Annotated in this window: 24 protein-coding genes; 19 read left to right on the forward strand and 5 right to left on the reverse strand. The window is 57.6% G+C overall.

Annotated elements, in window-relative coordinates:
• Positions 1 to 310: 310 nt before the first annotated feature.
• A complete protein-coding gene (locus D5269_RS02420) occupies positions 311 to 1,042 on the forward strand; it encodes an NAD(P)-binding domain-containing protein (protein WP_158605032.1) in 732 nt (243 codons plus the stop codon).
• Positions 1,043 to 1,129: 87 nt separating this feature from the next.
• Here D5269_RS02420 and D5269_RS02425 read toward each other — a convergent pair whose 3' ends face one another.
• From D5269_RS02425 to ytvI, 4 genes are all read right to left on the reverse strand, one after another.
• Complete coding sequence (locus D5269_RS02425) at positions 1,130 to 1,687, reverse strand: FumA C-terminus/TtdB family hydratase beta subunit (RefSeq protein ID WP_016314744.1); 558 nt, start codon at positions 1,685 to 1,687, stop codon at positions 1,130 to 1,132.
• Positions 1,668 to 2,447 carry a hypothetical protein gene (locus D5269_RS02430; protein WP_016314745.1) on the reverse strand — a complete coding sequence of 260 codons (780 nt, stop codon included), beginning with the start codon at positions 2,445 to 2,447 and terminating at the stop codon, positions 1,668 to 1,670. The genes D5269_RS02425 and D5269_RS02430 overlap by 20 nt, the downstream gene beginning before the upstream one ends.
• Before the next feature lie 158 nt (positions 2,448 to 2,605).
• Entirely contained in the window at positions 2,606 to 2,917 is a 312-nt protein-coding gene (locus D5269_RS02435; RefSeq protein WP_120486780.1) for a YbjQ family protein, read from the reverse strand.
• A gap of 184 nt (positions 2,918 to 3,101) precedes the next feature.
• Positions 3,102 to 4,163: a sporulation integral membrane protein YtvI gene (ytvI, locus tag D5269_RS02440; protein ID WP_016314747.1), complete on the reverse strand. Its 1,062-nt coding sequence runs from the start codon at positions 4,161 to 4,163 to the stop codon at positions 3,102 to 3,104.
• 255 nt (positions 4,164 to 4,418) lie between these two features.
• Between ytvI and D5269_RS02445 the strand changes: the two genes are divergently transcribed.
• The 8 genes from D5269_RS02445 to D5269_RS02475 all read left to right on the forward strand — a co-directional run bounded on the left by D5269_RS02445 (position 4,419) and on the right by D5269_RS02475 (position 13,150).
• The gene (locus D5269_RS02445; RefSeq protein ID WP_016314748.1) at positions 4,419 to 4,850 is read left to right on the forward strand and encodes an ACT domain-containing protein; all 432 of its coding nucleotides are present in this window, start codon (positions 4,419 to 4,421) and stop codon (positions 4,848 to 4,850) included.
• Positions 4,851 to 4,867: 17 nt separating this feature from the next.
• Positions 4,868 to 6,112, forward strand: a complete 1,245-nt coding sequence (locus D5269_RS02450; RefSeq protein ID WP_016314749.1) for a homoserine dehydrogenase — start codon at positions 4,868 to 4,870, stop codon at positions 6,110 to 6,112.
• Positions 6,109 to 7,011: a homoserine kinase gene (thrB, locus tag D5269_RS02455; RefSeq protein WP_016314750.1), complete on the forward strand. Its 903-nt coding sequence runs from the start codon at positions 6,109 to 6,111 to the stop codon at positions 7,009 to 7,011. Before D5269_RS02450 ends, thrB begins: the two co-directional genes overlap by 4 nt.
• Before the next feature lie 130 nt (positions 7,012 to 7,141).
• On the forward strand, positions 7,142 to 8,347 hold the full coding sequence (locus D5269_RS02460; protein ID WP_120486779.1) for an aspartate kinase: 1,206 nt from the start codon (positions 7,142 to 7,144) through the stop codon (positions 8,345 to 8,347).
• A gap of 469 nt (positions 8,348 to 8,816) precedes the next feature.
• Entirely contained in the window at positions 8,817 to 9,830 is a 1,014-nt protein-coding gene (gene tsaD / locus D5269_RS02465; protein WP_120486777.1) for a tRNA (adenosine(37)-N6)-threonylcarbamoyltransferase complex transferase subunit TsaD, read from the forward strand.
• An 867-nt stretch (positions 9,831 to 10,697) separates the two neighbouring features.
• The gene (locus D5269_RS02470; RefSeq protein WP_016314753.1) at positions 10,698 to 12,464 is read left to right on the forward strand and encodes a phosphoenolpyruvate carboxykinase (GTP); all 1,767 of its coding nucleotides are present in this window, start codon (positions 10,698 to 10,700) and stop codon (positions 12,462 to 12,464) included.
• On the forward strand, positions 12,465 to 12,593 hold the full coding sequence (locus tag D5269_RS18845) for a hypothetical protein (RefSeq protein ID WP_022788161.1): 129 nt from the start codon (positions 12,465 to 12,467) through the stop codon (positions 12,591 to 12,593). It begins immediately after the preceding gene.
• 131 nt (positions 12,594 to 12,724) lie between these two features.
• Entirely contained in the window at positions 12,725 to 13,150 is a 426-nt protein-coding gene (locus tag D5269_RS02475) for a hypothetical protein (RefSeq protein ID WP_120482835.1), read from the forward strand.
• A 133-nt stretch (positions 13,151 to 13,283) separates the two neighbouring features.
• On the opposite strand, the gene D5269_RS02480 is transcribed toward D5269_RS02475, so the two are convergent.
• Complete coding sequence (locus D5269_RS02480; RefSeq protein ID WP_120482837.1) at positions 13,284 to 13,502, reverse strand: HPr family phosphocarrier protein; 219 nt, start codon at positions 13,500 to 13,502, stop codon at positions 13,284 to 13,286.
• Between the two features lie 266 nt (positions 13,503 to 13,768).
• On the opposite strand from D5269_RS02480, the gene hrcA reads away from it, so the two are divergent.
• From hrcA to D5269_RS02530, 10 genes are all read left to right on the forward strand, one after another.
• Positions 13,769 to 14,800, forward strand: coding sequence for a heat-inducible transcriptional repressor HrcA (gene hrcA, locus D5269_RS02485; protein WP_016314756.1), 1,032 nt, complete (start codon positions 13,769 to 13,771; stop codon positions 14,798 to 14,800).
• Between the two features lie 48 nt (positions 14,801 to 14,848).
• Positions 14,849 to 15,418 carry a nucleotide exchange factor GrpE gene (gene grpE, locus D5269_RS02490; protein WP_016314757.1) on the forward strand — a complete coding sequence of 190 codons (570 nt, stop codon included), beginning with the start codon at positions 14,849 to 14,851 and terminating at the stop codon, positions 15,416 to 15,418.
• 59 nt (positions 15,419 to 15,477) lie between these two features.
• The gene (dnaK, locus tag D5269_RS02495; protein WP_016314758.1) at positions 15,478 to 17,322 is read left to right on the forward strand and encodes a molecular chaperone DnaK; all 1,845 of its coding nucleotides are present in this window, start codon (positions 15,478 to 15,480) and stop codon (positions 17,320 to 17,322) included.
• 108 nt (positions 17,323 to 17,430) lie between these two features.
• Complete coding sequence (gene dnaJ / locus D5269_RS02500) at positions 17,431 to 18,585, forward strand: molecular chaperone DnaJ (RefSeq protein ID WP_016314759.1); 1,155 nt, start codon at positions 17,431 to 17,433, stop codon at positions 18,583 to 18,585.
• Between the two features lie 273 nt (positions 18,586 to 18,858).
• Positions 18,859 to 19,785 (forward strand): 50S ribosomal protein L11 methyltransferase, encoded by a 927-nt coding sequence (prmA, locus tag D5269_RS02505; protein ID WP_120482940.1) that lies wholly within the window; start codon positions 18,859 to 18,861, stop codon positions 19,783 to 19,785.
• A 22-nt stretch (positions 19,786 to 19,807) separates the two neighbouring features.
• Entirely contained in the window at positions 19,808 to 20,533 is a 726-nt protein-coding gene (locus tag D5269_RS02510) for a 16S rRNA (uracil(1498)-N(3))-methyltransferase (RefSeq protein ID WP_120482839.1), read from the forward strand.
• 45 nt (positions 20,534 to 20,578) lie between these two features.
• Entirely contained in the window at positions 20,579 to 21,373 is a 795-nt protein-coding gene (locus tag D5269_RS02515; RefSeq protein WP_120482841.1) for a M15 family metallopeptidase, read from the forward strand.
• Positions 21,370 to 21,948, forward strand: a complete 579-nt coding sequence (locus D5269_RS02520) for a hypothetical protein (protein WP_016314763.1) — start codon at positions 21,370 to 21,372, stop codon at positions 21,946 to 21,948. Before D5269_RS02515 ends, D5269_RS02520 begins: the two co-directional genes overlap by 4 nt.
• A gap of 104 nt (positions 21,949 to 22,052) precedes the next feature.
• Positions 22,053 to 23,342, forward strand: a complete 1,290-nt coding sequence (locus tag D5269_RS02525; protein WP_158604828.1) for a glycosyltransferase 87 family protein — start codon at positions 22,053 to 22,055, stop codon at positions 23,340 to 23,342.
• The gene (locus D5269_RS02530; protein WP_016314765.1) at positions 23,339 to 23,926 is read left to right on the forward strand and encodes a zinc dependent phospholipase C family protein; all 588 of its coding nucleotides are present in this window, start codon (positions 23,339 to 23,341) and stop codon (positions 23,924 to 23,926) included. The genes D5269_RS02525 and D5269_RS02530 overlap by 4 nt, the downstream gene beginning before the upstream one ends.
• The last annotated feature ends 38 nt before the right edge of the window (positions 23,927 to 23,964 follow it).

Raw genomic sequence — 23,964 nt, forward strand, 5'->3', positions numbered from 1 at the left:
TCATCTGCTGAGACTATCGTCAAAATTTCTCATTTCCATACCTTGCTTAAACGCTTATGAATACAGCTTCTCAAAACCGCCGTTCTCCTTGCACCGCAAGCCAATCAACAACGGTTTCGTTGTGATGGCTCTGCGACTGTGCGTCTGGCTCTTTTCAATATTTACTTAAATTGATCCACATTTCACTTTTCCGCAAAAAACTTGGTTTTTTACAGAGAATCTGCTATAATATAATACCGATTGAATCGGTTGCCTGTGGCTGATTCACATGCAAAGTTCCGGTAATCTATGGAGAAAGAGGAATCTGGATTTGGAAATTGGAATCATCGGGTTAGGCAGAGACGGGAAGATCGTGCTCCGGCATCTGCTGCAAAAGACGGTCGAAGACCTCGCAGTTTACGATCCGGACGGGCGGACCACCAGACATCCGGTCCGGAATTACGATACAGCAGCAGAGCTGTGTGACCATTGTGAAACCGTCATTCTTGCGCTCGAGACAGCTTCCGATCTGACCGCGCTTTGCAATGGGATCGCCCCTTATCTGCATCCGGGGCAGCTTTTCATCGACCTGACCCCGGCAAGCCCCGCACTTGCACACGCTGTCTCGAATGGGATGCGGCGGCATGGTGTGCGGTATATCGAATGCGGCATTTATGGCAGGGAAGGGCTGGAGCAGCCGTTCCTGCTGTTTGCAGGCGGGTCTGGGGAGGCATTTTCCGCTGCGCTGCCGCTTCTGCGGTGTTTCGCGCCCGACTGCCGGCATCTTGGTCCCGCTGGAAGAGGTAAGGCCGGACGATTGCTCTGCCGCGCGCTGGATGACAGCCTTCAGAAAGCGGTTGCTGAAATCGGGGATACGGCATCCATGCTCGGAATCGGCCGGGAGCGTTTTCTCGACTCGCTCGGCGGCTTTTCCGGGATTGCAGATCCGCTGGCAGCCTTAGGTGGAGGAAGCCCGGTGTTCCCTCGTGAGCTGCTCGCCGCAGATACCGATATGGTCAGCCAGATGCGCCAGCGGGCAGAAACCCTCAAGGACAATGAATAACCCCCGCACATCCGGAGCCGGAATGTGCGGGGGATTTTCTTTTTTGGATTTCCTGAATATAGAAAAATAGATGCATTTTTGCAGCCGCTATGCGCCGATACGATAGGCAGCACGTCCGGAATCGAAGAGATTGGTTCCGGTAGAGTCTGCGGCGACGATTAACGGGAATGCTTCCACCCGCAGCCGTTTGATCGATTCGCAGCCGAGATCGTCGTAAGCGATCACCTCACAGGCTTTGATACAAAGTGCAGCAAGGGCGCCAGCGCCACCGATCGAGCAGAGATAAACCCCTTTGTTGCGGACAATCGCGTCATAAACCGCGGGGGAGCGCTCCCCTTTGCCGATCGTAGCGGTCAGCCCAAGGTCCATCAGCTTGGGGGTAAACGGATCCATCCGGCTCGAGGTGGTTGGGCCGCAGGAGCCAATCGCCATCCCTTCTGGAGCAGGGGTCGGACCTGCGAAATAGATAGCTGATCCCTCGAGCGGGAATGGGAGTGTCCCGCCCTCATGGATGGATGCCATGAGCCGCTTATGGGCAGCGTCCCGCGCGGTATAGATCACGCCGGAAAGGAGTACACGGTCCCCGGTGCGCAGCTCGGGCGCCCGGACTGCGAGGTCTTTGGCGTCAATGTTCCATGTTTGCATCTGTATTCCCTCCAAGATAGCCAGCCTGGTCCGCAGGCGTTTCAAACGGCTGCGGTTCTTCCTGTGTATAGATGAGCGAAAGCTCCTCCGGGGAAAACCGCTTTTCCACCTGCCCGACTACCTCCTGCATCACATCAATCCGGTCGTTGAGCACAAAGAGGATCTCTTCGATGGATTTGCGCAGGCGGGAGGCATCCCCCTTAAAGCTGCCCAGTTCGGAGTAAAAGCTGTTCATCCGCTGCTGGGCGGCCATGGCGATCTCCTGTGCCTGCGTATGGGCGGCGGCGACGATATGGTCCGCATTCTGGCGGGCCTCGATGATGGTATCCCCGATCTGGTTGGAGATTTCATCGTATTTTTTGCTCTTGTAGTCCAGGCTTTCGGCCCGGAATTGCAGCTGGCGGTTGCGCTCAAGCTGAATCTCGATCTCACGCGCCCCGTCTGAAAGCTGCTTTTCGAGCGTGCGGTTCTGCGCTTCCAACTGGGAAATCTGCTCCTGCGCCTGCCTTGCGACCTCCCGTTCCTGCTCCAGCTGGGCGGCGACCGTCTCAAGCTTGGCGTTCTGTTCGGCGAGCTGCGCCTCCAGGCTGCGAATATGCGCGAGCTGGGATTCCTGCGCTTTTCCAAAGCCCTCCAGCTTCTCCTGATATTCTTTTTCTGTATTTTGAAAATTTTCGTTCAGCGTATCTATGTAATAGAGCACCGATTTTTTGTCAAAGCCGCCAAACGTCGCGGTCTTGAAAAATCCGGGTTCTGGCATCCTGAAACATCCTTTCTATCTTGGGATATGAAATAGATTCTAAGATATTATAACATTTTCGTCGGGAAATACAAAGGAAAATTTGCGGATGATGCGGGATTTCCGGAAATTTCTTGCGACAGGCGCAGATGCCGGAGGAAAATCCCCGGCATCTGTCATTATTGGTATTTGGCTGCGGTCCCGTAGGCCATGACCTCCGCCGCCCCCTGTAGGATCGAGGATGAGGTATAGCGCACGCCCACGATGGCATCCGCTCCCAGCGCCTGCGCTTCCTCAATCATCCGGTTGGTAGCGATCTGGCGCGCCTGGTTCATCATGTCGGTGTAAGATTTCAGTTCACCACCTACGAGGGTTTTCAGCCCCTGTGTGATGTCCCGCCCGATGTTTTTCGACTGGATGGTGCTGCCTTTCACCAACCCCAGCGGTTCGAGCTCTTTTCCTGCGATCGTTTCGGTTGTAACCAGTAACATCCTGCTGTACCTCCATTTATTGTTTTCAAAAATTTGCCCGAGGGGCCTTTTCCTTTGTCAAAAGTCCCCTGCGGCGGCCCTTGGGCCGGAGCAAAAAAATCGTGTAGAACTTTTGACGATAAACCAGATTCTGCGTATTTGCATTTTTTACATTATAGACTGTGCTGCAAGATGTTGTCAACCTTTACGCAGATGTTCTGCGCTCCTCCCTTAGACGGCGGGCAAGCAGGATAAAGACCGGTGCAGCGAACATGCCGGCCACCCCGGCGATTTGCAGCCCCGCATACATCGCGGTGATCGTGGCGATCGGATGCAGGCCGATCTGCGCGCCGACCACCTTGGGTTCCACGATATTGCGTACCACTGCGATGATCCCAAACAGAAGCAGCAGCCCCGCGCCGCCCGCTGCATCCCCGCCAGCCAGCAGGACGATCCCCCATGGGACAAGGACGGTGCCGCTGCCGATCAGTGGGAGCAGGTCAAGCAGGGTGATGACTGCGGCAACCGGCAGGACATAATCAAACCGGAGCAGCCATAGCCCAATGGCAAGCTGGACAAAGGTGATCGCCATAATGATCGTGTAGGCGCGCAGATACTGCCAGACCGTTTCACGCAGGAATTCCTGCAAACAGTCCATCCGGTCGGAACGGGGCATCAGGGAGCGCAGGAACCGCCCCACCTGATGGTAGTTTGCGGCAGTGAGCATCGAGATCACAATGGTGAACACTGCGGCGAGCAGGAGCATAGGAAGCTGTGCCGCCAGCCCTGCGGCCCAACCGACCAGGTGGGCCGATCCATCCACCGCCGCCTGCTGCACTGCCGAGGCGACCGCTTCGGAGAACTGCTCCAACCCACCGCTCGCGTCCCGGAACAGCCGCCCCGCGATCCCGTAGAACCACTCGTTAAACCGGGCAAACAGAGGGGAGATACATTCGGCATAGAGGGCGGGCAGGCGGGCAAGCAGCTCGTAGAGCTGGGCGAGCAGGATGGTGAAAAAGAGCACAAGCGCCCCTGCGGCGGCAAGGTAGAAGAAGGTCAGCACCAGTGCGGACGAAGCTTTTTCGCCCAGATGGGTGCGTGCGGAGAGGCGGAGCGCCGCAGGGCGCAGCAGCGTCGCGATTGCCGCGCCGAACAGGAAGGGCAGCAGCCAGAAAAAGACATACCGGATACAGAACCAGCAAAGCCCGCCGATGACCGCCCAATAGAGGGCGGCGGTGATCGTGTTCCACTGTTCGTCGCTGCGCATCTGATCCCACCTCCGTATTCCCAAAACGCTTTTTTCTTTTTATAGTATGCGAAGATCAGATACCGATATAACCGGCAGGAGAAAGATGCATGATATTGGCAGAAAAGCTGGGGTAGCAAAAAGGGATTTGTCGAAAATAAACAGTCTTTGCTGGATTTTTCTACAAAGATGGGGGAACCTGATACTTTACAGCAAAGGATGGTTATGATAAACTGTATCTGATAGCAATACAAAAGTGTGCAGGAGGCGGACAAGATGCTGGAAAACCGGGAGTTTTTGCTGGTGGATGCCCAGGCCCTGCCGGAGGTGTTCCTCAAGGTGGTGCAGGCCAAGCGCTATCTGGCGCAGGGGAAAGCGAAAAATGCCTCCCATGCGGCACAGCTTGCGGGGATCTCCCGCAGCGCGTTCTATAAATATAAGGATGCAGTCCGGCCGTATGACCAGCGGGAGAGCGGGAATATCCTGACCTTTTCGCTCACGCTGGAGGATCGGCCCGGGGTGCTTTCGGTGCTGCTTGGGGAGTTCTACCGGGCGGGGGCGAACATCGTCACCCTCAACCAGAACCTGCCGGTCGATGGGGTAGCGGCTGTCACCGTTTCGGTGTGCACGCGGGAAGGCTCGCGGGAACAGCTTCTCGACCTGTTCGCCGCGATCGACGGCATCGTGGAAGCCAAATCAATCGGATAAAGAAAGGGGTAAGCAGGATGATGAATATTGCTGTTTTGGGGTATGGGACGGTTGGTTCCGGCGTAGTGGAGGTCTTTTTCAAAAACCGGGAGAACCTCCAGCGGAAAGCGGGACAGGAGCTCGGCCTGAAATATATCCTCGACGTGCGGGAGTTCCCGGACAGCCCGCACGCGGACCTGTTTGTCAAGGATTTTGAAACAATCGTCAACGACGAGAGCATCAAGGTAGTTGCCGAGGTGATCGGCGGCCTGGAACCGGCCTACAGCTTCACCAAAGCCTGCCTTTCACACGGCAAGAGTGTCGTAACCTCCAACAAGGAGCTGGTTGCGCAGAAGGGCGCGGAGCTGCTCGCGCTCGCGCGGGAAAACAAGGTCAACTATCTGTTTGAGGCGAGCGTGGGCGGCGGTATCCCGATCATCCGCCCGCTGCATATGTGCCTCGCGGCCAACCGGATCGACGAGATCGCCGGTATCCTCAACGGCACTACCAACTTCATCCTCACCAAGATGATCCGCGAGAGCATGCGGTTCGAGGATGCCCTCGCACTCGCGCAGCAGCTCGGCTATGCCGAACGCAACCCAGCCGCAGATGTCGAGGGCCATGACGCCTGCCGCAAAATCTGCATCCTTGCGGCGCTTTCGTTCGGGGAACACATCTATCCGAAGGATGTCAGTACCGAGGGGATCACCCAGATCACCCTTGAGGATGTTGCCTATGCAGCGTCCTGCGGCAGTGTCATCAAGCTGATCGGGCGCGCCCGCTGGAACGGTGAGGGCAGGAAGATCACCGCGATGGTTTCCCCTGCGTTCATCCACCACGAGAGCCAGCTCGGGACGGTGGATGACGTATTCAACGGCATCCTGGTGCGCGGCGATGCGACCGGCGATGTGGTGTTCTACGGCAAGGGCGCGGGCAAGCTGCCGACCGCTTCGGCTGTGGTCGGGGACATCATCGAATGCGCAAAGGCGCCAGGGACCAGCCCGTCGCTGCAATGGAAACCGTCCGAGGGCGGCAATGTCGCCGATCCGGGCGAGAACGTCACCGCAATGTATCTGCGCTGCCGGTCGGAAACGGTCAAGCTGCCTGAAGCGCTGAAAAAGCTGTTCGGAGAGGTACAGGAACTGCGCCGGGAGGGCCAGCCTGCGGACGAGTTTGCCTGTATCGTTTCGGCGCGTCCGGAACAGGAGATCAATACGTCCATCACTAAGCTCGCGGCGATGGATGTAGAACTGCTGGGCAAGGTCCGGGTGCTCGACTATTGAGCCGCCCAATCAGAATCCGCATCCCGGCAACCAGCGCGAATATCGGCCCGGGCTTCGATTCGATCGGGCTTGCAGTCAACCTTTATAACCATCTTACCATGGAGGAATTCGACGGCTGCGAGATCGTTTCTCTGGATTCCACGCCAGTGCCGCGCGGGGAGGACAACCTGGTCTATGCCTCCGCGAAACACCTGTATGAAGTCTGCGGGGTCCCGTTCCGGGGGCTGAAGATCGGGCAGATCAACAATATCCCGTTTGCACGCGGGCTGGGCAGCTCGTCCGCCTGCGTGATCGGCGGCCTGAAGGGTGCCAACCATCTGATGGGCAATCCGGTTTCGGACGACGAACTGATTAACCTCGCCGCAGGAATCGAGGGGCACCCGGACAACTCCACCCCTGCGCTGACCGGCGGCCTGGTCACTGCGGTGATCGACCGGGGCAGGGTCTATTATGTCAAGCAGGAGATCCGCGGAAATCTGCATTTTGTGGCGATCGTGCCCGACTTCGAGCTGAAAACTTCGCTGGCGCGGTCGGTCCTGCCCGATGCGGTCTCCCGGCAGGACGGGGTGTTCAACCTCTCGCGGGCAGCGCTGATGTCGGTGTCGCTTTACAGCGGCAACTACCGGAACCTGCGGGTTGCGGCGGATGACCGCCTGCACCAGCCCTACCGGCTCGGCCTGATCCGGGGCGGCGCCGAAGTGATGGAGCTGTGTTACAGCCTGGGCGCGTATGCTGCGTTTATCAGCGGGGCCGGCTCGACGATCATGGCGATCGTGGACGCTGCGCTTCCCGATTTCGGGGGCTGCATTTCCCGGCACCTCCCCGGTTTGGGACTGGATGGATGGCAGGTGCATACATTATCAATAGACAACATAGGAACCGTTGTTGAAACGGAATAATACAGAGGCTTTTCCAATGGTTTGACTGCTAAGGGGCTGGTACCATTCCGCGCGCTTTGGCGAATGGTACAGCTTCTAAAAACCAGCGGCCGGTCTGATGCGGGCCGGCACGCTTTCGGGAGGAATGAAGATGAATCTGGTGGTACAGAAGTTCGGGGGAACATCTGTCAAGGACGCACAGCGCGTCTTTAATGTGGCGAAGATCGTCACAGACACCTATCAAAAGGGAAACAACGTGGTGGTGGTGGTTTCCGCACAGGGAGACACCACCGATGACCTGATCGCAAAGGCCGGGGAGATCAATCCCAACCCCTCCAAGCGGGAGATGGATGTTCTGCTCTCGACCGGGGAACAGATTTCGATGTCCCTGCTCGCCATGGCGATCGAGCGGATGGGCTTCCCGGTGAAATCACTGACCGGCTGGCAGGCAGGTTTCCTGACCGACTCGACCCACGGCTCGTCCCGCATCCGCCGGATCAACAAGGAGCGGATCGACAACGAGCTTTCCAAACGCAACATCGTAATCGTAGCGGGTTTCCAGGGGATCAACCGGTATGACGACATCACCACGCTGGGCCGGGGCGGCTCGGACACGAGCGCGGTTGCGCTGGCTGCGGCGCTCCACGCCGACCTTTGCCAGATCTATACTGATGTGGACGGCGTTTACACCGCAGACCCGCGGCTGGTGCCGGGCGCGCACAAGATGGATGAGATCACCTATGACGAGATGCTTGAGCTTGCCTCGCTCGGCGCGGGTGTGTTACATAACCGCTCGGTCGAGATGGCGAAGAAGTACGGCGTCAATCTGGAGGTGCTTTCGAGCCTGACGCAGAATCCCGGCACCAAAATTAAGGAGGTTGTCAAAGTGGAAAAAATGTTGATTCGCGGCGTCGCAAGGGATAACGATGTGGCGCGCATTTCGATCGTGGGTGTGCCCGACCAGCCGGGCATTGCATTTAAAATCTTCTCCCGGCTCGCCGCCAAAAAGGTGAATGTGGACATCATCCTCCAGTCAATCGGCCGGGACGATACCAAGGACATCAGCTTCACTGTGCCGCGTTCGAGCAAGCAGCTCGCAATGGAGCTGATGGAGGAGATCAACGAACGGTGCGGCGGAAAGGGGGTCATCTGCGACGACAACATCTCCAAGGTCTCGATCGTCGGCGCGGGAATGCAGTCCAACCCGGGCGTCGCGTCCAAGATGTTCGAGGCGCTCGCCGAAGCAAACGTCAACATCCAGATGATCTCCACCAGCGAGATCAAGATTTCGGTGCTGGTCAAACTCAGCGATGCGGATAAGGCGGTCAACGCGATCCACGACGCTTTCGAACTATAAGAACCCGTATTTACAACCATTTGACACCGTCTGGGCGGGTCTTTCGCCGTCCTGCCGCGTTGAAAAATCCTGCAATACACAAAGGATTGCCTGCATTTTTTCGCCTTGCAGGGCAGCAAACTCCCTCGCCCATCCGGTATCCTCTGAATTTATGAATACAGGTTCTAAAAATTCGGGCTGGTACAAAAGATCACAGCCAACCCCCGCCCGCTTTTACGCCACACGAAGAGCCGCCTTTCGAGCGCAGCCGCCGCAGGCGGCTCTTAGCGTGAGATGCGGCGGAAGTTTGCTCCTGGGAAGCGCTGCTCTGGCCGGCTTCTGCACGCCGCTGCGGCAGTTTTTCGGGCTTTTGCCGCCCTTCGGACTGCAAAAGCCTTTTCTGTTTTGAAAGCACCTATGGATTGTGCAGAAGCTGTCAGGATTAAGAAGGGGTGTCAAACCTCCAAAAGTTAGGAATGAAAGAAACTTGATGAAAATTCTTGCGATAGAAAGTTCCTGCGATGAAACCGCGGCGGCAGTCGTCGAGGACGGCAGACGGACGCTTTCTTCGGTGATCTATTCGCAGGTGGCCGAACATCAGAAATATGGCGGGGTCGTGCCCGAGATCGCGTCCCGCCGCCATACCGAACAGATTGTGCAGGTGGTGCAGGCGGCGCTGGACCAGGCTGGCTGCACCCTTAGCGAGGTGGACAAGATCGCGGTGACTGCGGCCCCCGGGCTGATCGGCGCGCTGCTCGTCGGGGTGAATTACGCCAAGGGGCTTTCGATGGCTTCCGGAAAACCGCTGATCCCGGTGCACCATATCCGTGGCCACATTGCCGCAAACTATCTGGCGCACCCGGACCTGGAACCGCCCTTTCTCTGCCTGGTGGCGTCGGGCGGGCACAGCCATATTGTCGAGGTGCGGGATTACACCGATTTCCGGATTATCGGGCGCACCCGGGATGACGCGGCGGGTGAGGCGTTCGACAAAGCCGCGCGTGCGATGGGATTTCCCTATCCGGGCGGGGTTTACATCGACCGCGCCGCGCCGCTGGGGGACGACAGCAAATACCGTTTGCCCCGCCCGCGCGTGGAGGGGTCGGAGTATGACTTCAGTTTTTCCGGGCTGAAAACGGCTGTCATCAATCTGCTGCATAACGCGTCCCAGAAAGGGGAAACTGTGGATAGGAACGCGCTCGCGGCTTGCTTCCAGCGGGCGGCCTGCGAGGTTCTTGTGGACCATTTGGAGCGGGCTGCGCAGGCGTATGGATATACCACCATTGTCGCAGCGGGCGGTGTTTCCGCCAACAGCGGGCTGCGCGGCAGGCTCGGGGAGATGTGTGCTAGGCATGGATATGCCCTCTATCTGCCGCCGCTCGAGCTTTGCGGGGACAACGCTGCGATGATCGGTGCGCAGGCGTATTATGAGCAGCTGGTTTATTCCCCGGCGGGCCTGGACCTCAATGCGTCCGCGTCCAAGGGGATCGACACTGTGTTCTAAGAACCTGTTCCGTATTTATTTGTGCAGGGGGGCTTTTTCTCTTGCAAAAAGCCCCCTCTTGCCGCATCGCGGCAATTCACCCGAAAAAAGCGCTTCATAGGATAAGTGTTCCGCCGCGTGCACGCGGCGTCGGGGGCTCTGCCCCTCGACCCCGCCACCTTTGAAAAGGTGGACGAAACTTCTGGATAAAGAATAGATAAAAAGCGCACTTTGCCCCATCGGGGTGGGGCCTGCGGGGAGGGGTCACTGACCCCTCGCCCGTAAGGCAAACTGAGGGGGCGTCGCGGCGGATGCCGCGCTTCGGACCCGCAGGTCCGAGAAGTCCCCCGAAGAAGGGCGCTTGCGCCCCGGAAGTTTGGGCTGGAACCCAAACTTCCGTTGCCTCACTGCCCCTCGACCCCGCCACCTTTGAAAAGGTGGACGAAACTTCTGGATAAAGAATAGATAAAAAGCGCACTTTGCCCCATCGGGGTGGGGCCTGCGGGGAGGGGTCACTGACCCCTCGCCCGTAAGGCAAACTGAGGGGGCGTCGCGGCGGATGCCGCGCTTCGGACCCGCAGGTCCGAGAAGTCCCCCGAAGAAGGGCGCTTGCGCCCCGGAAGTTTGGGCTGGAACCCAAACTTCCGTTGCCTCACTGCCCCGCGCCTGAGCAGGAAAGCCTGCCGCTACGGCTAGGAACCGGCTTCCGGCCGCGATTTGCAGGAGGCTCCAAAAAAGTGCTGTTCTATTGTAGAAAATTTAACAAAAATACCATTGCAATTTTTACAGCGGTGAACTATAATGGTAGCTGTGGGAAGAGTTCATTTTCCCGCCGATTGTTTTACTGTTTCAAGTTGCTATTTTAATACAACGAGAGGAGAACCGGAAATGACAAACAACAAAAATGTCCTCAACTGGATTGAGGAAATGAAAGCGCTTGTCAAACCTGACAAGGTGGTCTGGATTGACGGCAGCGAGGAGCAGCTCAAAGAGCTGCGTGACCTTTCGATCTCGATCGGGGAGATGGAGGAGCTCAACGAGGAGAAACTCCCGGGATGCCTGCTGCACCGCACTGCGGTCAACGATGTCGCGCGTGTTGAAGGCAGAACCTATATCTGCTCCAGAAACAAAGAGGATGCAGGCCCGACCAACAACTGGGAAGACCCGCAGGTCATGTATGAAAAGCTCAAAAAGCTGTATGACGGCTGTATGCAGGGCCGCACCATGTATGTCATCCCCTACTGCATGGGTCCGATCGGTTCCCCGTTCTCCAAAGTCGGCGTTGAGCTGACCGACTCTACCTATGTCGTTCTGAACATGGACATCATGACCCGTATGGGACAGGCCGCTTTTGATCAGCTGGGCGATGAGTCCAACGATTTTGTCCGCGGCCTGCACTCCAAGGCGAAACTCGAGGAGGAGAACCGGTATATCGTCCACTTCCCCGAGGACAACGCGATCTGGTCGATCAACTCGGGCTACGGCGGCAACGTCCTGCTCGGCAAAAAGTGCTTTGCGCTGCGCATTGCTTCCTATCAGGCGAAGATGGAAGGCTGGATGGCAGAGCATATGCTGATCCTCGGCCTTGAGAATCCGCAGGGCGAGATCAAATATGTCTGTGCAGCGTTCCCGTCCGCGTGCGGCAAGACCAACCTGGCGATGCTGATTCCGCCCAAGAAGTTCCTCGAAGCAGGATACAAGGTCTGGACAGTCGGCGATGACATCGCATGGCTGCGGATCGGTCCGGACGGGCGCCTCTGGGCGATCAACCCCGAGAACGGTTTCTTCGGTGTTGCACCGGGTACCAACGTCAAGTCCAATCCGAACGCGCTTGAGTCCACCAGAAAGAACACCATTTTCACCAACGTGGTTCACAATCTGGACGACAACACGGTCTGGTGGGAGGGTCTGGACAAGAATCCGCCTAAGAACGCGGTCGACTGGATGGGCAACAAGTGGGATTGCACCGATGGTTCCAAGGGTGCGCATCCCAACTCCCGTTTCACCGCACCGGCGGTCAACTGCCCCTGCATCTCCTCTGAGTTTGCAAATCCGCAGGGCGTGCCGGTTTCCGCGATCATCTTCGGCGGACGCCGCGCCAAGACCGCTCCGCTGGTCTACCAGTCCCGTGACTGGCAGCATGGTGTGTTTGTAGGCTCGACAATGGCTTCCGAGACCACCGCTGCCGCGGCTGGTGCGGTCGGCGTTGTCCGCCGCGACCCGATGGCAATGCTGCCGTTCTGCGGCTACCATATGGGCGACTATTTTGCACACTGGCTCGAGATGGGTAAAAAACTGGGTGACAAAGCGCCGAAGATCTTTAACGTCAACTGGTTCCGCACCGATGATGAGGGTCACTTCATCTGGCCGGGATTTGGCGACAACATGCGTGTGCTCAACTGGATCGTTGACCGCTGCGAAGGCAAGGCCGATGCAGTGGAGACCCCGATCGGCTACGAGCCGAAGCCGGAGGATATCGACACCGAAGGGCTTGACATTGATCTCGATACCCTCAAGGGCCTGCTGAATGTCGACAAAGACCTCTGGAAAGAGGAAGCAAAGGGCATCCACGAGTTCTACGCGAAGTTTGGCGACAAGCTGCCCAAGGAGCTCGAGGCTGAGTTGGCAAATCTGGAAGCCAACCTGAACAAATAAATGATGCGGGTGTATCGTGCAAACCCGTGGCGCGGGGTCACTGCGATTGCGCTGGTTGCTGCGGCAGCGGCGATTTCGGTGGTCTACGGGGTTATGGCAGTATTGGTTCTCAATCCGCGCCAGCATTGAATGGAACAGGCGGCCGCTGTTGCGGCCGCCTGTTTTGACTGTTGGGAAAATCTACAGGGGCCCGCTGCCTGGCGGCACAGATGTCAGCCGGCAGCTCATGGGGCGCCTCTTTGAGAAAGGGGACAATCCTTATGCATATCCAAAAAGTAAAGATTGGAGAAAGTACCAGCCGGCAGGGGAATCGGCTTATAGAGCTGCCTTTTCTGATCCTGCTCCTCTTTTTGCCTCTTGCCGAGCTTTATCAGAGCCGAATCCAACTGTCTGCATTCACAACCTCCCTGTCCTTTCAGATGATCGGTATGATGCACCTCGTTTCCCCGCTCCTCTTCCGATTTGGATACCTGTTTTTAGCGGTTGCAAAGGTTCGGTCTTTCCGAAAGAGCCGGTTGGCCCTGACGGCCCTGCTGCTGGCGTTTCTCTCCGCGGCGCTCTGGAACGCTCTTTCTCCGCTGCCGCTGGACTTCCAGATTTCAAGGCCGAATCAGCTTCCTGTCCTGCTCTGCAACTGGGCCTTTTACTGCTACCTGTTTGTCCATTTTTTCAGGGCAGATCCATAAGCGTGCTTGCTGACTATGGAATGCAAAATGAAACAGGCGCATCCAACAGGTCGGTGTGGCCTGTGGGTGCGCCTGACTGTGTATTGGGTTTCGGGTTGCCCGGTCAGAATCCTGGACCGGGCACTGTCCCCACTTATTCCGCCCAACGGTCGATCTGTTTCAGGAAATGGGGGTCCTCGGTCACGACCCGGACCGGTTTGTTATAGTCGAGCGCCATCAGCCCGAGGATCGACTTCGCGTCCGCGATTTTCCCTTCGACTGTGTGCACACCGATGTCCTCCACAGACTGCATCGCCAGATACATGAACTGGCGCAGGTCTTCTGCGGAATGGAGCACAATCTCTTTTACCATGGATAAAACTCTCCTTTCAAAAAGGGTTTTGCTTGCTTTCTTTCCTACGCCTCTATTAAACTACAAATTTTTCTAAAAGTCAATATATACAATTTGATTTTTTTTGTTTATACATATTCACTATAATTAGCACTCGATATAATTGACTGCTAAAAAATATGTAAACATTTCGTGAAGGGTATTGACTTCTGCAAAAAATATGGTACATTATAGTTGTTAGCAATCAATTTACATGAGTGCTAAAGCCTGATGGAAAGGTGACAGCGATGAAGCTGGATATTCGAAAACTGAAGATTCTGACTGCGATTGTAGAGACATATATCGACACCGGCGAGCCGGTCAGCTCGAAAATACTGGCGCAGCAGCTCGGTTTTTCGGTATCGTCCGCTACGATCCGCAACGATATGGCGGCCCTTTTCGAGATGGGCCTTCTGGAACAGCCCCATACCTCGGCGGGGCGGGTTCCCTCCCACCTTGGCTACCGGGTATATGTTGACCAGCTGATGCACTGCAAGCCGCTTTCGGAGGAGGAGCGCCGGGAGATCGACGCACTTTTCAATGTGCGCGATCCTGATCCCGACAAGCTCCTTGAGGATGCGGCGCAGGCGCTCGCGGACTACACCAACTGCGCGACCGTCTCAACGACCATCACCCCAAAGACCGTTCTGGTCAAGCGGGTGGAGATCGTCCCGGCGGGCACGCGGACGGTTGTTGTCCTGGTGATCGCCACCAATGGGGTCATCAAGAACAAGGTCTGCCGGGTCGATTTCCGGGTGACTGGCGAGATCGTCGAGTTCCTCAACCAGTTTGCCAACGGGCGGCTGGTCGGCAGGTCGGTTAACGACATCTCCCAGTGGTATATCAACTCGATCTCGGTCACGCTCGGGGATTACTCCCAGCTCTTTATCCCGGTGCTTGCCACCATCTATGAGCTTTGCCGGGAGATCAACGACGGGCAGTTCTACACCTCGGGCGGCGCAAACCTGCTCAACTACAAGGAGCTGGCGGACATTGCCCGGGACCTGTTAAGCGCGATGGCAAACCGCGAACAGCTGCTTGGTGTGATCGGCTCCAAAAGTGACGCGGTGTTCATCACGATCGGCAAGGAGAACAACCAGAGCGAACTGACCGATACCTCGGTGGTGGTTACCAAATACCGGATTGGGGAGCAGAATTCGGGTGCGATCGGGGTGATCGGGCCGGTGCGGATGGACTATGCAAAATTGATCCCACATCTGGAATATTTTTCGCAGACACTAGGTAAATTATTGGCGGAGACGTTTGAACAGGAGAACTGATCCATCATTTGGATAGAGACAAAACCGTCCGGAAAGGAAGCGAGCAGATTGTCCCAGGAAAACAAACACGAAAAGCTGGACCCGGAGCAGGAACAGACTGTTTTGGACCAGGAGGAAGCGCAGAAAGCGCAGCCGGAGCCGACGGGGGAGCCCAAACCGGAGGAGCCGAAGCCCGAAAAGACCGAACCCCAACTGTTGCAGGAAAAGGTGGACGAACTCAACGACCGGCTTCTGCGTACGATGGCGGAGTACGACAACTTCCGCAAACGCAGCCAGAAGGAAAAGGAGGCCATCTACCCGCAGGCAACTGCGGCGGCGGTGGCGCAGTTTGTCCCGATCCTGGATACCTTCGACCGCGCCCTCTCTGCCCCCTGTGCGGACGAGGAGTTCAAAAAGGGGGTCGAGATGATCCTCCAGAACTTCAAGGATGTGCTGGCCAAGATGGGCGTCGAGGAGTTTGGCGCACCGGGTGAGCAGTTTGACCCGGAATGCCACAATGCGGTGATGCATATTGAGGACGAATCGTTTGCTGAAAACAGCATCGTCGAGGTGTTCCAGAAGGGTTACCGGATCGGCGACCGGGTGGTCCGTCACGCAATGGTCAAGGTTGCAAACTGAACAGGGACAGATTCTAAATGTTGCAGATTATTATTTCGAAATAAATGGAGGACTGAATCATGGGAAAAATCATTGGTATCGACTTAGGTACAACAAATAGCTGTGTATCCGTCATCGAGGCCGGCGAGCCGGTCGTCATCGCAAACGCTGAGGGCGCGCGGACAACCCCTTCGGTTGTCGCGTTCTCCAAAACCGGCGAGCGGATGGTCGGGCAGGTCGCAAAACGTCAGGCGATCACCAACCCGGACCGCACCATCTCCTCGATCAAACGCCATATGGGCACCGATTATAAGGTCTCCATCGACGGCAAGAGCTACACCCCGCAGGAGATCTCCGCAATGGTCCTGCAAAAGCTCCGCGACGACGCGGAAGCCTATCTCGGCGAAAAGGTCACCGAAGCGGTCATCACCGTCCCGGCATACTTCTCGGATGCACAGCGTCAGGCGACCAAGGACGCGGGCAAGATCGCTGGGCTGGATGTCAAACGCATCATCAACGAGCCGACCGCGGCAGCGCTGGCATATGGCGTTGACAAGGAAGAGGATCAGAAGATCATGGTCTACGACCTCGGCGGCGGTACCTTCGATGTTTCGATCATCGAGATGGGCGACGGTGTACAGGAGGTTCTCGCGACCAACGGCGACACCCGTCTGGGCGGCGACGACTTTGACGAGCGGGTCATCAACTACCTCGCGGACGAGTTCAAGCGGGAAAACGGCATCGACCTGCGCAACGATAAGATGGCTATGCAGCGCCTGAAAGAGGCGGCGGAGAAAGCCAAGATTGAGCTCTCCGGCATGACAACCGCGAATGTCAACCTGCCGTTCATCACCGCCGACGCAACTGGTCCGAAGCATCTCGATGTGACCATCTCCCGCGCAAAGTTCAACGAGCTGACCGCCGATCTCGTCGAGCGGACGATGGTCCCGGTCCGTAAGGCGATGGCGGATTCTGGGCTGAAGGTTTCCGACCTCAACAAGGTCCTGCTGGTGGGCGGTTCCACCCGAATCCCGGCGGTACAGGAGGCGGTCAAGGCGTTCTGTGGTAAGGAACCGTTCAAGGGGATCAACCCGGATGAGTGCGTTTCGATCGGTGCCGCGATCCAGGGCGGCGTGCTTGGCGGCGATGTCAAGGGCCTCCTGCTTCTCGATGTCACCCCGCTCTCCCTCGGCCTCGAGACCCTCGGCGGCGTCTGCACCAAGATCATCGAGCGCAACACCACCATCCCGACCAAGAAGAGCCAGATCTTCTCGACCGCTGCGGATGGGCAGACCTCGGTTGAGATCAACGTCCTGCAGGGCGAGCGCGAGATGGCGCGCGACAACAAGCAGATCGGCATGTTCCGTCTGGACGGTATTCCGGCGGCTCCCCGCGGCGTGCCGCAGATTGAAGTGACCTTCGACATCGACGCGAACGGCATTGTCCATGTCACCGCGAAGGACCTCGGCACCGGCAAGGAGCAGAACGTCACGATCACCGCTTCGACCAACATGTCCAAAGAGGATATCGACAAGGCAGTCAAGGATGCGGAGATGTTTGCCGAAGAGGATAAAAAGCGCCGCGAGGAGATTGACGCCCGCAACGCGGCTGACAACATGGTATTCCAGTGTGAAAAAACGCTGACCGACCTCGGCGACAAGGTGTCGGCGGATGAGAAAGCAAAGGTACAGTCCAAGATCGACGCGCTCAAAGAGGCGCTCAAGGGCACCAACACCGACGAAATCAAGTCCAAACAGGAGGATCTCCAGAAGGATTTCTACGAGATGAGCGCCAAGATGTACCAGCAGCAGGCCCCGCAGGGTGCGCCGGATATGGGCGCACAGGACATGGGCGGCAGCAACGGTCAGGCAGGCGACTATGTGGATGCCGACTTCAAAGAGGTTGACGAGGACGGCCAAAAGTAATAGAATAGGCTGGCAGGTGTTAAGGCGGGGGTCTCCCTCCGCCTTAACCTGATGCAGTGGAACAGCCAATGCGATATGAAACAGATACACAAACAGGGGTGAACAGATTTGGCAGATAAACGGGATTATTATGAAGTTTTGGGCGTTTCGAAGGACGCCTCGTCGGACGACCTGAAAAAGGCTTACCGCAAACTTGCAAAGCAGTATCACCCCGACATGAACCCGGGGGATAAGACTGCGGAGACCAAGTTTAAAGAGGTCAACGAGGCGTATGAGGTTTTGAATGACCCCGCCAAGCGCCAGCGGTACGACCAGTTCGGCCATGCAGGGGTTGACCCGTCCTATGGCGGAGGCGGCGCGGGATACGGCGGAGGCGGTTTCGGCGGTTTTGACGTTGGGGACATTTTTGAGAGCTTTTTTGGCGGCGGCTTCAGCGGTTTTGGCGGAAGCAGCCGCACCCGCAATCCAAACGGCCCGATCCGGGGCAACGACATCAATGTGACGCTTGGGCTGTCGTTCATGGAAGCGGCCAAGGGCTGCAAACAGCAGATTCAAGTCCAGCGGCTTGAAAAGTGCGATGTCTGCGGCGGGAGCGGCGCCAAGAGCGGTACGACCGCAGAAACCTGTACCGAATGCGGCGGTACAGGCCAGGTCAAGGTGTCCCAGCGGACGCCAATCGGTGTGATCCAGACCACCCGCACCTGTTCGAAATGCTCGGGCAAAGGCAAGGTCATCAAGGAGCCCTGCCCCGACTGCCGCGGGATGGGGCGTGTCCGGCATACCCGCACACTTGAAGTCTCGGTCCCTGCGGGCATTGATGACGGACAGACATTCGTTCTGCGCGGGCAGGGCGATCAGGGGGTCAATGGCGGGCCTTCCGGTGATGTGAACATCATGGTCACTTTGCGTCCGGATACCCTCTTCGAGCGGGATGGGTTCGATGTCTGGTGCGATATCCCCATCACCTTCTCACAGGCTGTGCTTGGGGACGAGATCACCGTCCCGACGATCGACGGCAAGGTCAAATATACCGTCCCGGAGGGGACCCAGTCGGGGACCGTCTTCCGCCTGCGCAACAAGGGTATCCAGTATGTCAATGGGCGCGGGCGCGGCGACCAGTACGTCAAGGTGAATATCGAGGTCCCCCGCAACCTGACCGGCAAACAGAAGGAAGCCCTGCGCAAATTTGAGGAGCTTTCAACCGAGAAAAACTACGAAAAGCGCCGCAGCTTTTTCGACAAGCTCAAGGACGCAATGAAATAAGAATCTGTATTTATCATCAGGGGATGCCGGACGGGCGAATGGTTGTGAATACGGGTTCTAAGCAGCCAGTACCCCGGCCGCCTCTTTTTTCGATTTGAAAAAGAGGCGGCTTTGTTGTATACTGTATCTTGGAAAAGCTGCCGGGAGTGGCTTCACAGGAGAAAGGGTTCCGCTGCATGCGCGCAGCGGCCAAAGGCTCTGCCTTTGGAAACCGCAGCCTTTGAAAAGGCTGGCGAAACTTTTGGATTTGCAATAAGGGAAGGAGAAACAGGTATGCAGTACAGCGAGGTGCAGATTCGGGTTGCAACCGCGGATGTGGATACGGCTGCGGCGATCGCCAATCTGGTGGTTCCGTACGGCCTTTATATTGAGGATTACAGCGACATCGAGGAGCTTGCGCCCAAAATTGCGCATGTGGATCTGATCGAACAGGAGCTGCTCGACCGCGATCGGGATCACGCAATCATCCATCTCTACATCTCTCCCGAGGAAAACCCGGCAGAGGCGGTTTCATTCGTGCGGGAGCGGCTCGAGTCGGAACGGATCGGATTTTCGATCGAGCGGGCACAGGTCAACGAGGAAGACTGGGCGACCGCTTGGAAAAAATACTATTTTCCCACCAAAGTCGGGGAGCGTCTGGTCGTATGCCCCTCGTGGGAAACCTACTCCCCTGTTGAGGGGGAGGTCGTCCTGACGATCGACCCGGGCATGGCGTTCGGCACCGGCACCCATGACACCACCCGCCTCTGCATGCAGCTGCTCGAAGAGCATGTCCGCCCGGGTGACCGGCTGCTCGATGTCGGCACCGGCAGCGGCATCCTCGCAGTTTCGGCGCTGCTGCTTGGCGCAGGCGCGGCGGTCGGGGTGGATATCGACGAGGTTGCGGTGCGGGTTGCAAACGAAAATGCCGCGGCAAACAACGTTTCCGATCGGGTGGACTTCTTTGCGGGCGACCTCGCGGACAAAGCCAGCGGACGGTTCCGGGTCGTGACCGCCAACATCGTGGCGGATGTCATCATCCGGCTGATCCCCGATCTGGACCGGTTCCTCGAGCCGGATGGTGTATTCATCGCGTCGGGGATCATCGACATGCGGGAGCCGGACGTTATGCAGGCGCTCACCGCTGCCGGTTACCAACTGGCTGGCAGGAAAGAATCGGGCGGATGGGTTGCGCTTGCCGCCTGCCGCGCCGGAAACTGATCGGAAAGGCGGTGGAGGCGGGATGCCCAGATTTTTTACAGGCCAGGTGAACCGGGAACGGGCGCTGATCGTGGGGGAGGATGCGCGTCATATCGCGCTTGCTTTGCGGATGAAGGCCGGGGAACGGCTGACCGTCTGCGACGCGGATGGCCAGGACTATCAGTGCGTGATCGAGCGGATCAGCCCGGAACAGGTGGAACTGCGGGTCGAGGAGGTTGCGCCATCGGCTGGGGAGCCGGGTGTCTGGATCACCCTCTATCAGGCGCTGCCCAAGGGGGACAAGATGGAAACGATCGTCCAGAAGGCGGTTGAATTGGGGGTCGGACGGATCGTGCCGGTGCTGACCCACCGGTGTGTCTCCCGTCCGGACGACAAATCCATGCGCAAAAAGTGTGAGCGGTACAACCGGATTGCGCTCGAAGCAGCCAAACAGTGCGGACGCGGACGGGTGCCCGAGGTTGCGCCGCTGGTCGGGTTTCGGGAGGCGGTCGCGCAGATGCGCGCCGACCCGCTCGCGCTCTTCTTCTACGAGAACGCCGACCAGCCGCTCCGGGAAGTTCTCTCCGGGCATCTTGGGGACCGGGTTTCCATCCTGATCGGGAGCGAAGGCGGGTTTGAACCGTCCGAAGCGGCGTTTGCGGCAGAAAACGGCCTTGTCCCGCTTTCACTGGGGAGCCGTATCCTGCGGTGTGAGACCGCCCCGCTCGCCGCGATCACCGCGATTTTATATCAGGCCGGGGATATTTGACCCGCCTGGTGAACATACTTGAAACAGAGAAAGAAGGAGAGTGACATGAGAAAGATTGCAGCACTCCTGCTGGCCTGCCTGCTGTTTGGCGGATGCGAAGAGCGCCATGCGGCGCCGGTGCAGGCGGAGTCCTCGGAGGATGCCGCCCCGGTAAGCTCTCAATGGTGGGAGGAGGTCCCGGAGGAGCTATCTTCGGATCCGGAGCCGGAAGAGTCCTCCCCGGCATCGGAAGAGCCGTCCTCAGAACCGGAAGAGCCGCCGCTCGAGCTGGAAGAGTGGGCGCTGGTCCTTGCCAACTATGACCACGACATCCGGGAGTACGAGCCCGAGTTGGAAGAGGTCCAGAACGGCTACCGGATGGATGTGCGCGTTGCCGAGATCGCCCGGCAGATGATCGCGGACGCGGCGGAACAGGGGGTAAGCCTTCTGGTGTGTTCAGCCTACCGGCCGTATTCCTCGCAGGAGCGCAACTTTAACAACAGTGTCAACACCTATCTTTCGATGGGCTACAGCCAGGATCAGGCGGTCGCGGCTACCGCGCAGCTGATCGCCTATCCCGGCAGGAGCGAGCATCAGACCGGGCTTGCCGCAGACATCGTAACCCCGGCCTACCAGGGGCTGGACGATGGGTATGCCGAGACCGACGCGGCAAAATGGCTGCTTGAAAACGCGGCGGACTACGGGTTTATCCTGCGCTACCCGGCGGATAAAACCGAGATCACCCGGATCAACTTTGAGCCGTGGCATTACCGGTATGTGGGAATTGACGCGGCAAAGGAGATTATGGAAAACGGGCTCTGCCTTGAGGAGTTTCTTGAGCAGCAGGGAATGATCGAATGAGCCGCCGGCAAAAAGCTGCGCGGGCCGCGTACCGCCTGCTGGAGGTGCGCGGACGGCGTGCGGCAACGGCTGCCGCATTCCTCCTGCTTGTGGTGGTGCTGGCCGCGGGTTGCCTGATCGCATGGCAGGTCCAGCAGATGAAGGATCAGATCCTGAAAACCCAGCTTGTGCAGTCGCTCACAGGCGGGGCTGACCTGGGCAGGTTCTCCCAGTTATCCGATCAGGGCAGGCTGACCCAGCTCCTTTCCGACCCCCAAACCGCTGCCCTGCTGGTCAGCTATTTCGACTCGATGGCAGATTCCCTCCAAAACCTCGACCCGTCCGGACGGGGGGCTTTCGCCCGGTTTTGCGCCCTTCTGGACGCGGCGGAGGGTTCCGGCGCTGCGTTGACCGGGTTTCGATGGGAAGAAAATGCCCTGATGGCCGACTGTGTTTCCGACCGGGAGGACGCCTCCAGGGAGATGATGGAAATTCTGGGGCGGGACAATCTGTTTTCAGATGCAGAACTTTCCTCCCTGATAGGAGAAAAACAGGGGATTTTCACAATCTGCTGCAAATTTTCCGATCTCGTTTAGATGGAATCCACAAATTTTTTGAATTCTATACATAAATATCGCTCCATCTCTGTAAATTTCGGATGGTTTGTGGTAGAATGATTTTAAACTGGGAGATCGTAAAATTGGCAAAAGAGAAACAGATGGTATGGCAGATCCCTCTTACCCGGAAACAGGCTGGGGTCTTTTTGGCGGCATTGCTCCTTTCCGCTGCGCTCGTGCGGCTGATCCTCGGCTATACGGCGGTTCACTATTTCGATTTGGGATACTATGTTGACTGGTCGTCCGGTGTGCTGGAGGATTTTTTCGGCGCATATGACCGGATCGAAAATCTGGATTATCCGCCGCTGTTTCTCTTCCCGCTCTATTTTACCGGGTGGGTGATGTCCGACCCGCGGGTCTCGGAGTTTCACCCCTACGCGATGCTTGCTCTCAAGGGCTGGCAGATGCTCTTCGATCTGGCGCTCATCCCCATGCTGTATCTTCTTCTGCGCAGGCATGGCGAGCTGTTTGGCCTGCTTGGGGCGGCGCTTTGGGCGGTCAACCCGACCATCCTCTACAACTCCGCCTACTGGGGCCAGACCGACAGCATTATGCTCTTCCTGCTCGCGCTCGCATTCAGCCTGCTCGACAATGGCAGGCCGGTCTGGAGCAGCGTGACAATGGCGCTCGCCTGCCTGATGAAGTTCCAGTCGCTCTATTTTGCGCCGCTTTTTGCGTTGGTGCTCTTTACGCGGTATCCGTTCCGGAGGGCGGCCCTGGGCGGCTGTGCAGCCGTGGCAACCGCATTTGCGGTATTCCTGCCTTTCATGCTCCGCTCAGGCTGGGGTCTTCCGTTTCGCGTTTACTTCGGCGGATTTGCACAGTATCCAGGGGCATCGCTCAACGCATTCAACCTTTACAGTGCGGAAGGGCTGAACTATGCCAGCGTTGCAACCACTCTGGTTGGGCCGCTCACTGTCGGCGGATTTTCCGCCTGTGCCACAGCCGCCGCGCTGCTTCTGTTGGCTTACTTCTACCTGACCGCGACCGAAAAAAGCGTCTGGCTGCTGGGGTTCTGGTTTATGCAGACGGTATTCCTGTTCACCGCCCGGATGCATGAGCGGTATCAGATACCGGTGCTGTTGTTCGCACTTCTGGCGAGCGTTGTACACAGGAGCTATCCGCTTTTCTGGGGATACGCCGCGTTGACGGCAATCACCTTTTTTAACCATTTCCTTGTGCTGGAAGAGGCGTTTGCAGGCGACCCGCCAAAGGCCTGGACGCTCTGGTTCGGCGATCTCGTCGAACAGTTTTCGTGGGCGAACCTTGCTGTCTATGCACTGACAGCTGCGGTCTGCCTGCATATCCTGTATCGCAGGGGGCGGATCAGCCTGCGTGAGGGGATTCAGCAGGCGGGTTCTTACAAATTTTGAACAGAAAGCTGTGTGTTGGATTGAACGTATTTTCACATCTCACCATGGGGCGGTACCTCTACGCTTATTTTACCGAAAACCTCGGTGTAGAGCTGGATAAGGTCAGCTTTGTAAGCTGGAACATGCTTCCGGACGTCGCCCCAAGCCTGTTCAGGCTTTCCCACTTCAAAAAGGACATCTATGACCTCGTGATGGCGCGCGCGGAGCATCTTTCCAAAGAGGGCGAGCGGATGAGCGTCAAGGAATACAGCCGTCAGCTTGGCATCCTCTGCCATTTCATGTCGGACTTTTTCTGCTATGCACACGCCGAATATTTCAGCGGGAGCAAGGTGGGGCATCTCCGGTATGAACTGCTGATGCAGCTGTACGGGTACCGCCGCAAGGAGATGCTGCATGCAGTCGACCTGATTGCCAATGCCGCAGAACTCGACCATTCAGCGGCACTCTATGAGCAGATCAACGAGCTGCATGACCAGTACCGCCAGATAGCCCCTTCCTATGGGGTGGACTTCGTTTACTCGCTGACCGCCTGTGTGGACCTCCTGATGGGGATTCTCGACCAGCCAGCCTCATCGGCTACATAACCGGTCGAAAAACCGGCGGGAAATGGCCTGCCCTTCTC

The sequence above is a fragment of the Anaerotruncus sp. 1XD42-93 genome (genome assembly GCF_009917605.1).
Classification (GTDB): Bacteria; Bacillota; Clostridia; order Oscillospirales; family Ruminococcaceae; genus Anaerotruncus.

Coding starts and splice junctions, on each gene's coding strand:
- D5269_RS02445 (WP_016314748.1), top strand. CDS start 4,419: ATGCTGGAAAACCGGGAGTTTTTGCTGGTGGATGCCCAGGCCCTGCCG.
- D5269_RS02480 (WP_120482837.1), bottom strand. CDS start 13,502: ATGGTAAAAGAGATTGTGCTCCATTCCGCAGAAGACCTGCGCCAGTTC.
- D5269_RS02470 (WP_016314753.1), top strand. CDS start 10,698: ATGACAAACAACAAAAATGTCCTCAACTGGATTGAGGAAATGAAAGCG.
- D5269_RS02475 (WP_120482835.1), top strand. CDS start 12,725: ATGCATATCCAAAAAGTAAAGATTGGAGAAAGTACCAGCCGGCAGGGG.
- D5269_RS02460 (WP_120486779.1), top strand. CDS start 7,142: ATGAATCTGGTGGTACAGAAGTTCGGGGGAACATCTGTCAAGGACGCA.
- D5269_RS02435 (WP_120486780.1), bottom strand. CDS start 2,917: ATGTTACTGGTTACAACCGAAACGATCGCAGGAAAAGAGCTCGAACCG.
- D5269_RS02425 (WP_016314744.1), bottom strand. CDS start 1,687: ATGCAAACATGGAACATTGACGCCAAAGACCTCGCAGTCCGGGCGCCC.
- hrcA (WP_016314756.1), top strand. CDS start 13,769: ATGAAGCTGGATATTCGAAAACTGAAGATTCTGACTGCGATTGTAGAG.
- prmA (WP_120482940.1), top strand. CDS start 18,859: ATGCAGTACAGCGAGGTGCAGATTCGGGTTGCAACCGCGGATGTGGAT.
- D5269_RS18845 (WP_022788161.1), top strand. CDS start 12,465: ATGATGCGGGTGTATCGTGCAAACCCGTGGCGCGGGGTCACTGCGATT.
- ytvI (WP_016314747.1), bottom strand. CDS start 4,163: ATGCGCAGCGACGAACAGTGGAACACGATCACCGCCGCCCTCTATTGG.
- D5269_RS02430 (WP_016314745.1), bottom strand. CDS start 2,447: ATGCCAGAACCCGGATTTTTCAAGACCGCGACGTTTGGCGGCTTTGAC.
- D5269_RS02520 (WP_016314763.1), top strand. CDS start 21,370: ATGAGCCGCCGGCAAAAAGCTGCGCGGGCCGCGTACCGCCTGCTGGAG.
- D5269_RS02450 (WP_016314749.1), top strand. CDS start 4,868: ATGATGAATATTGCTGTTTTGGGGTATGGGACGGTTGGTTCCGGCGTA.
- dnaK (WP_016314758.1), top strand. CDS start 15,478: ATGGGAAAAATCATTGGTATCGACTTAGGTACAACAAATAGCTGTGTA.
- tsaD (WP_120486777.1), top strand. CDS start 8,817: ATGAAAATTCTTGCGATAGAAAGTTCCTGCGATGAAACCGCGGCGGCA.
- D5269_RS02515 (WP_120482841.1), top strand. CDS start 20,579: ATGAGAAAGATTGCAGCACTCCTGCTGGCCTGCCTGCTGTTTGGCGGA.
- D5269_RS02510 (WP_120482839.1), top strand. CDS start 19,808: ATGCCCAGATTTTTTACAGGCCAGGTGAACCGGGAACGGGCGCTGATC.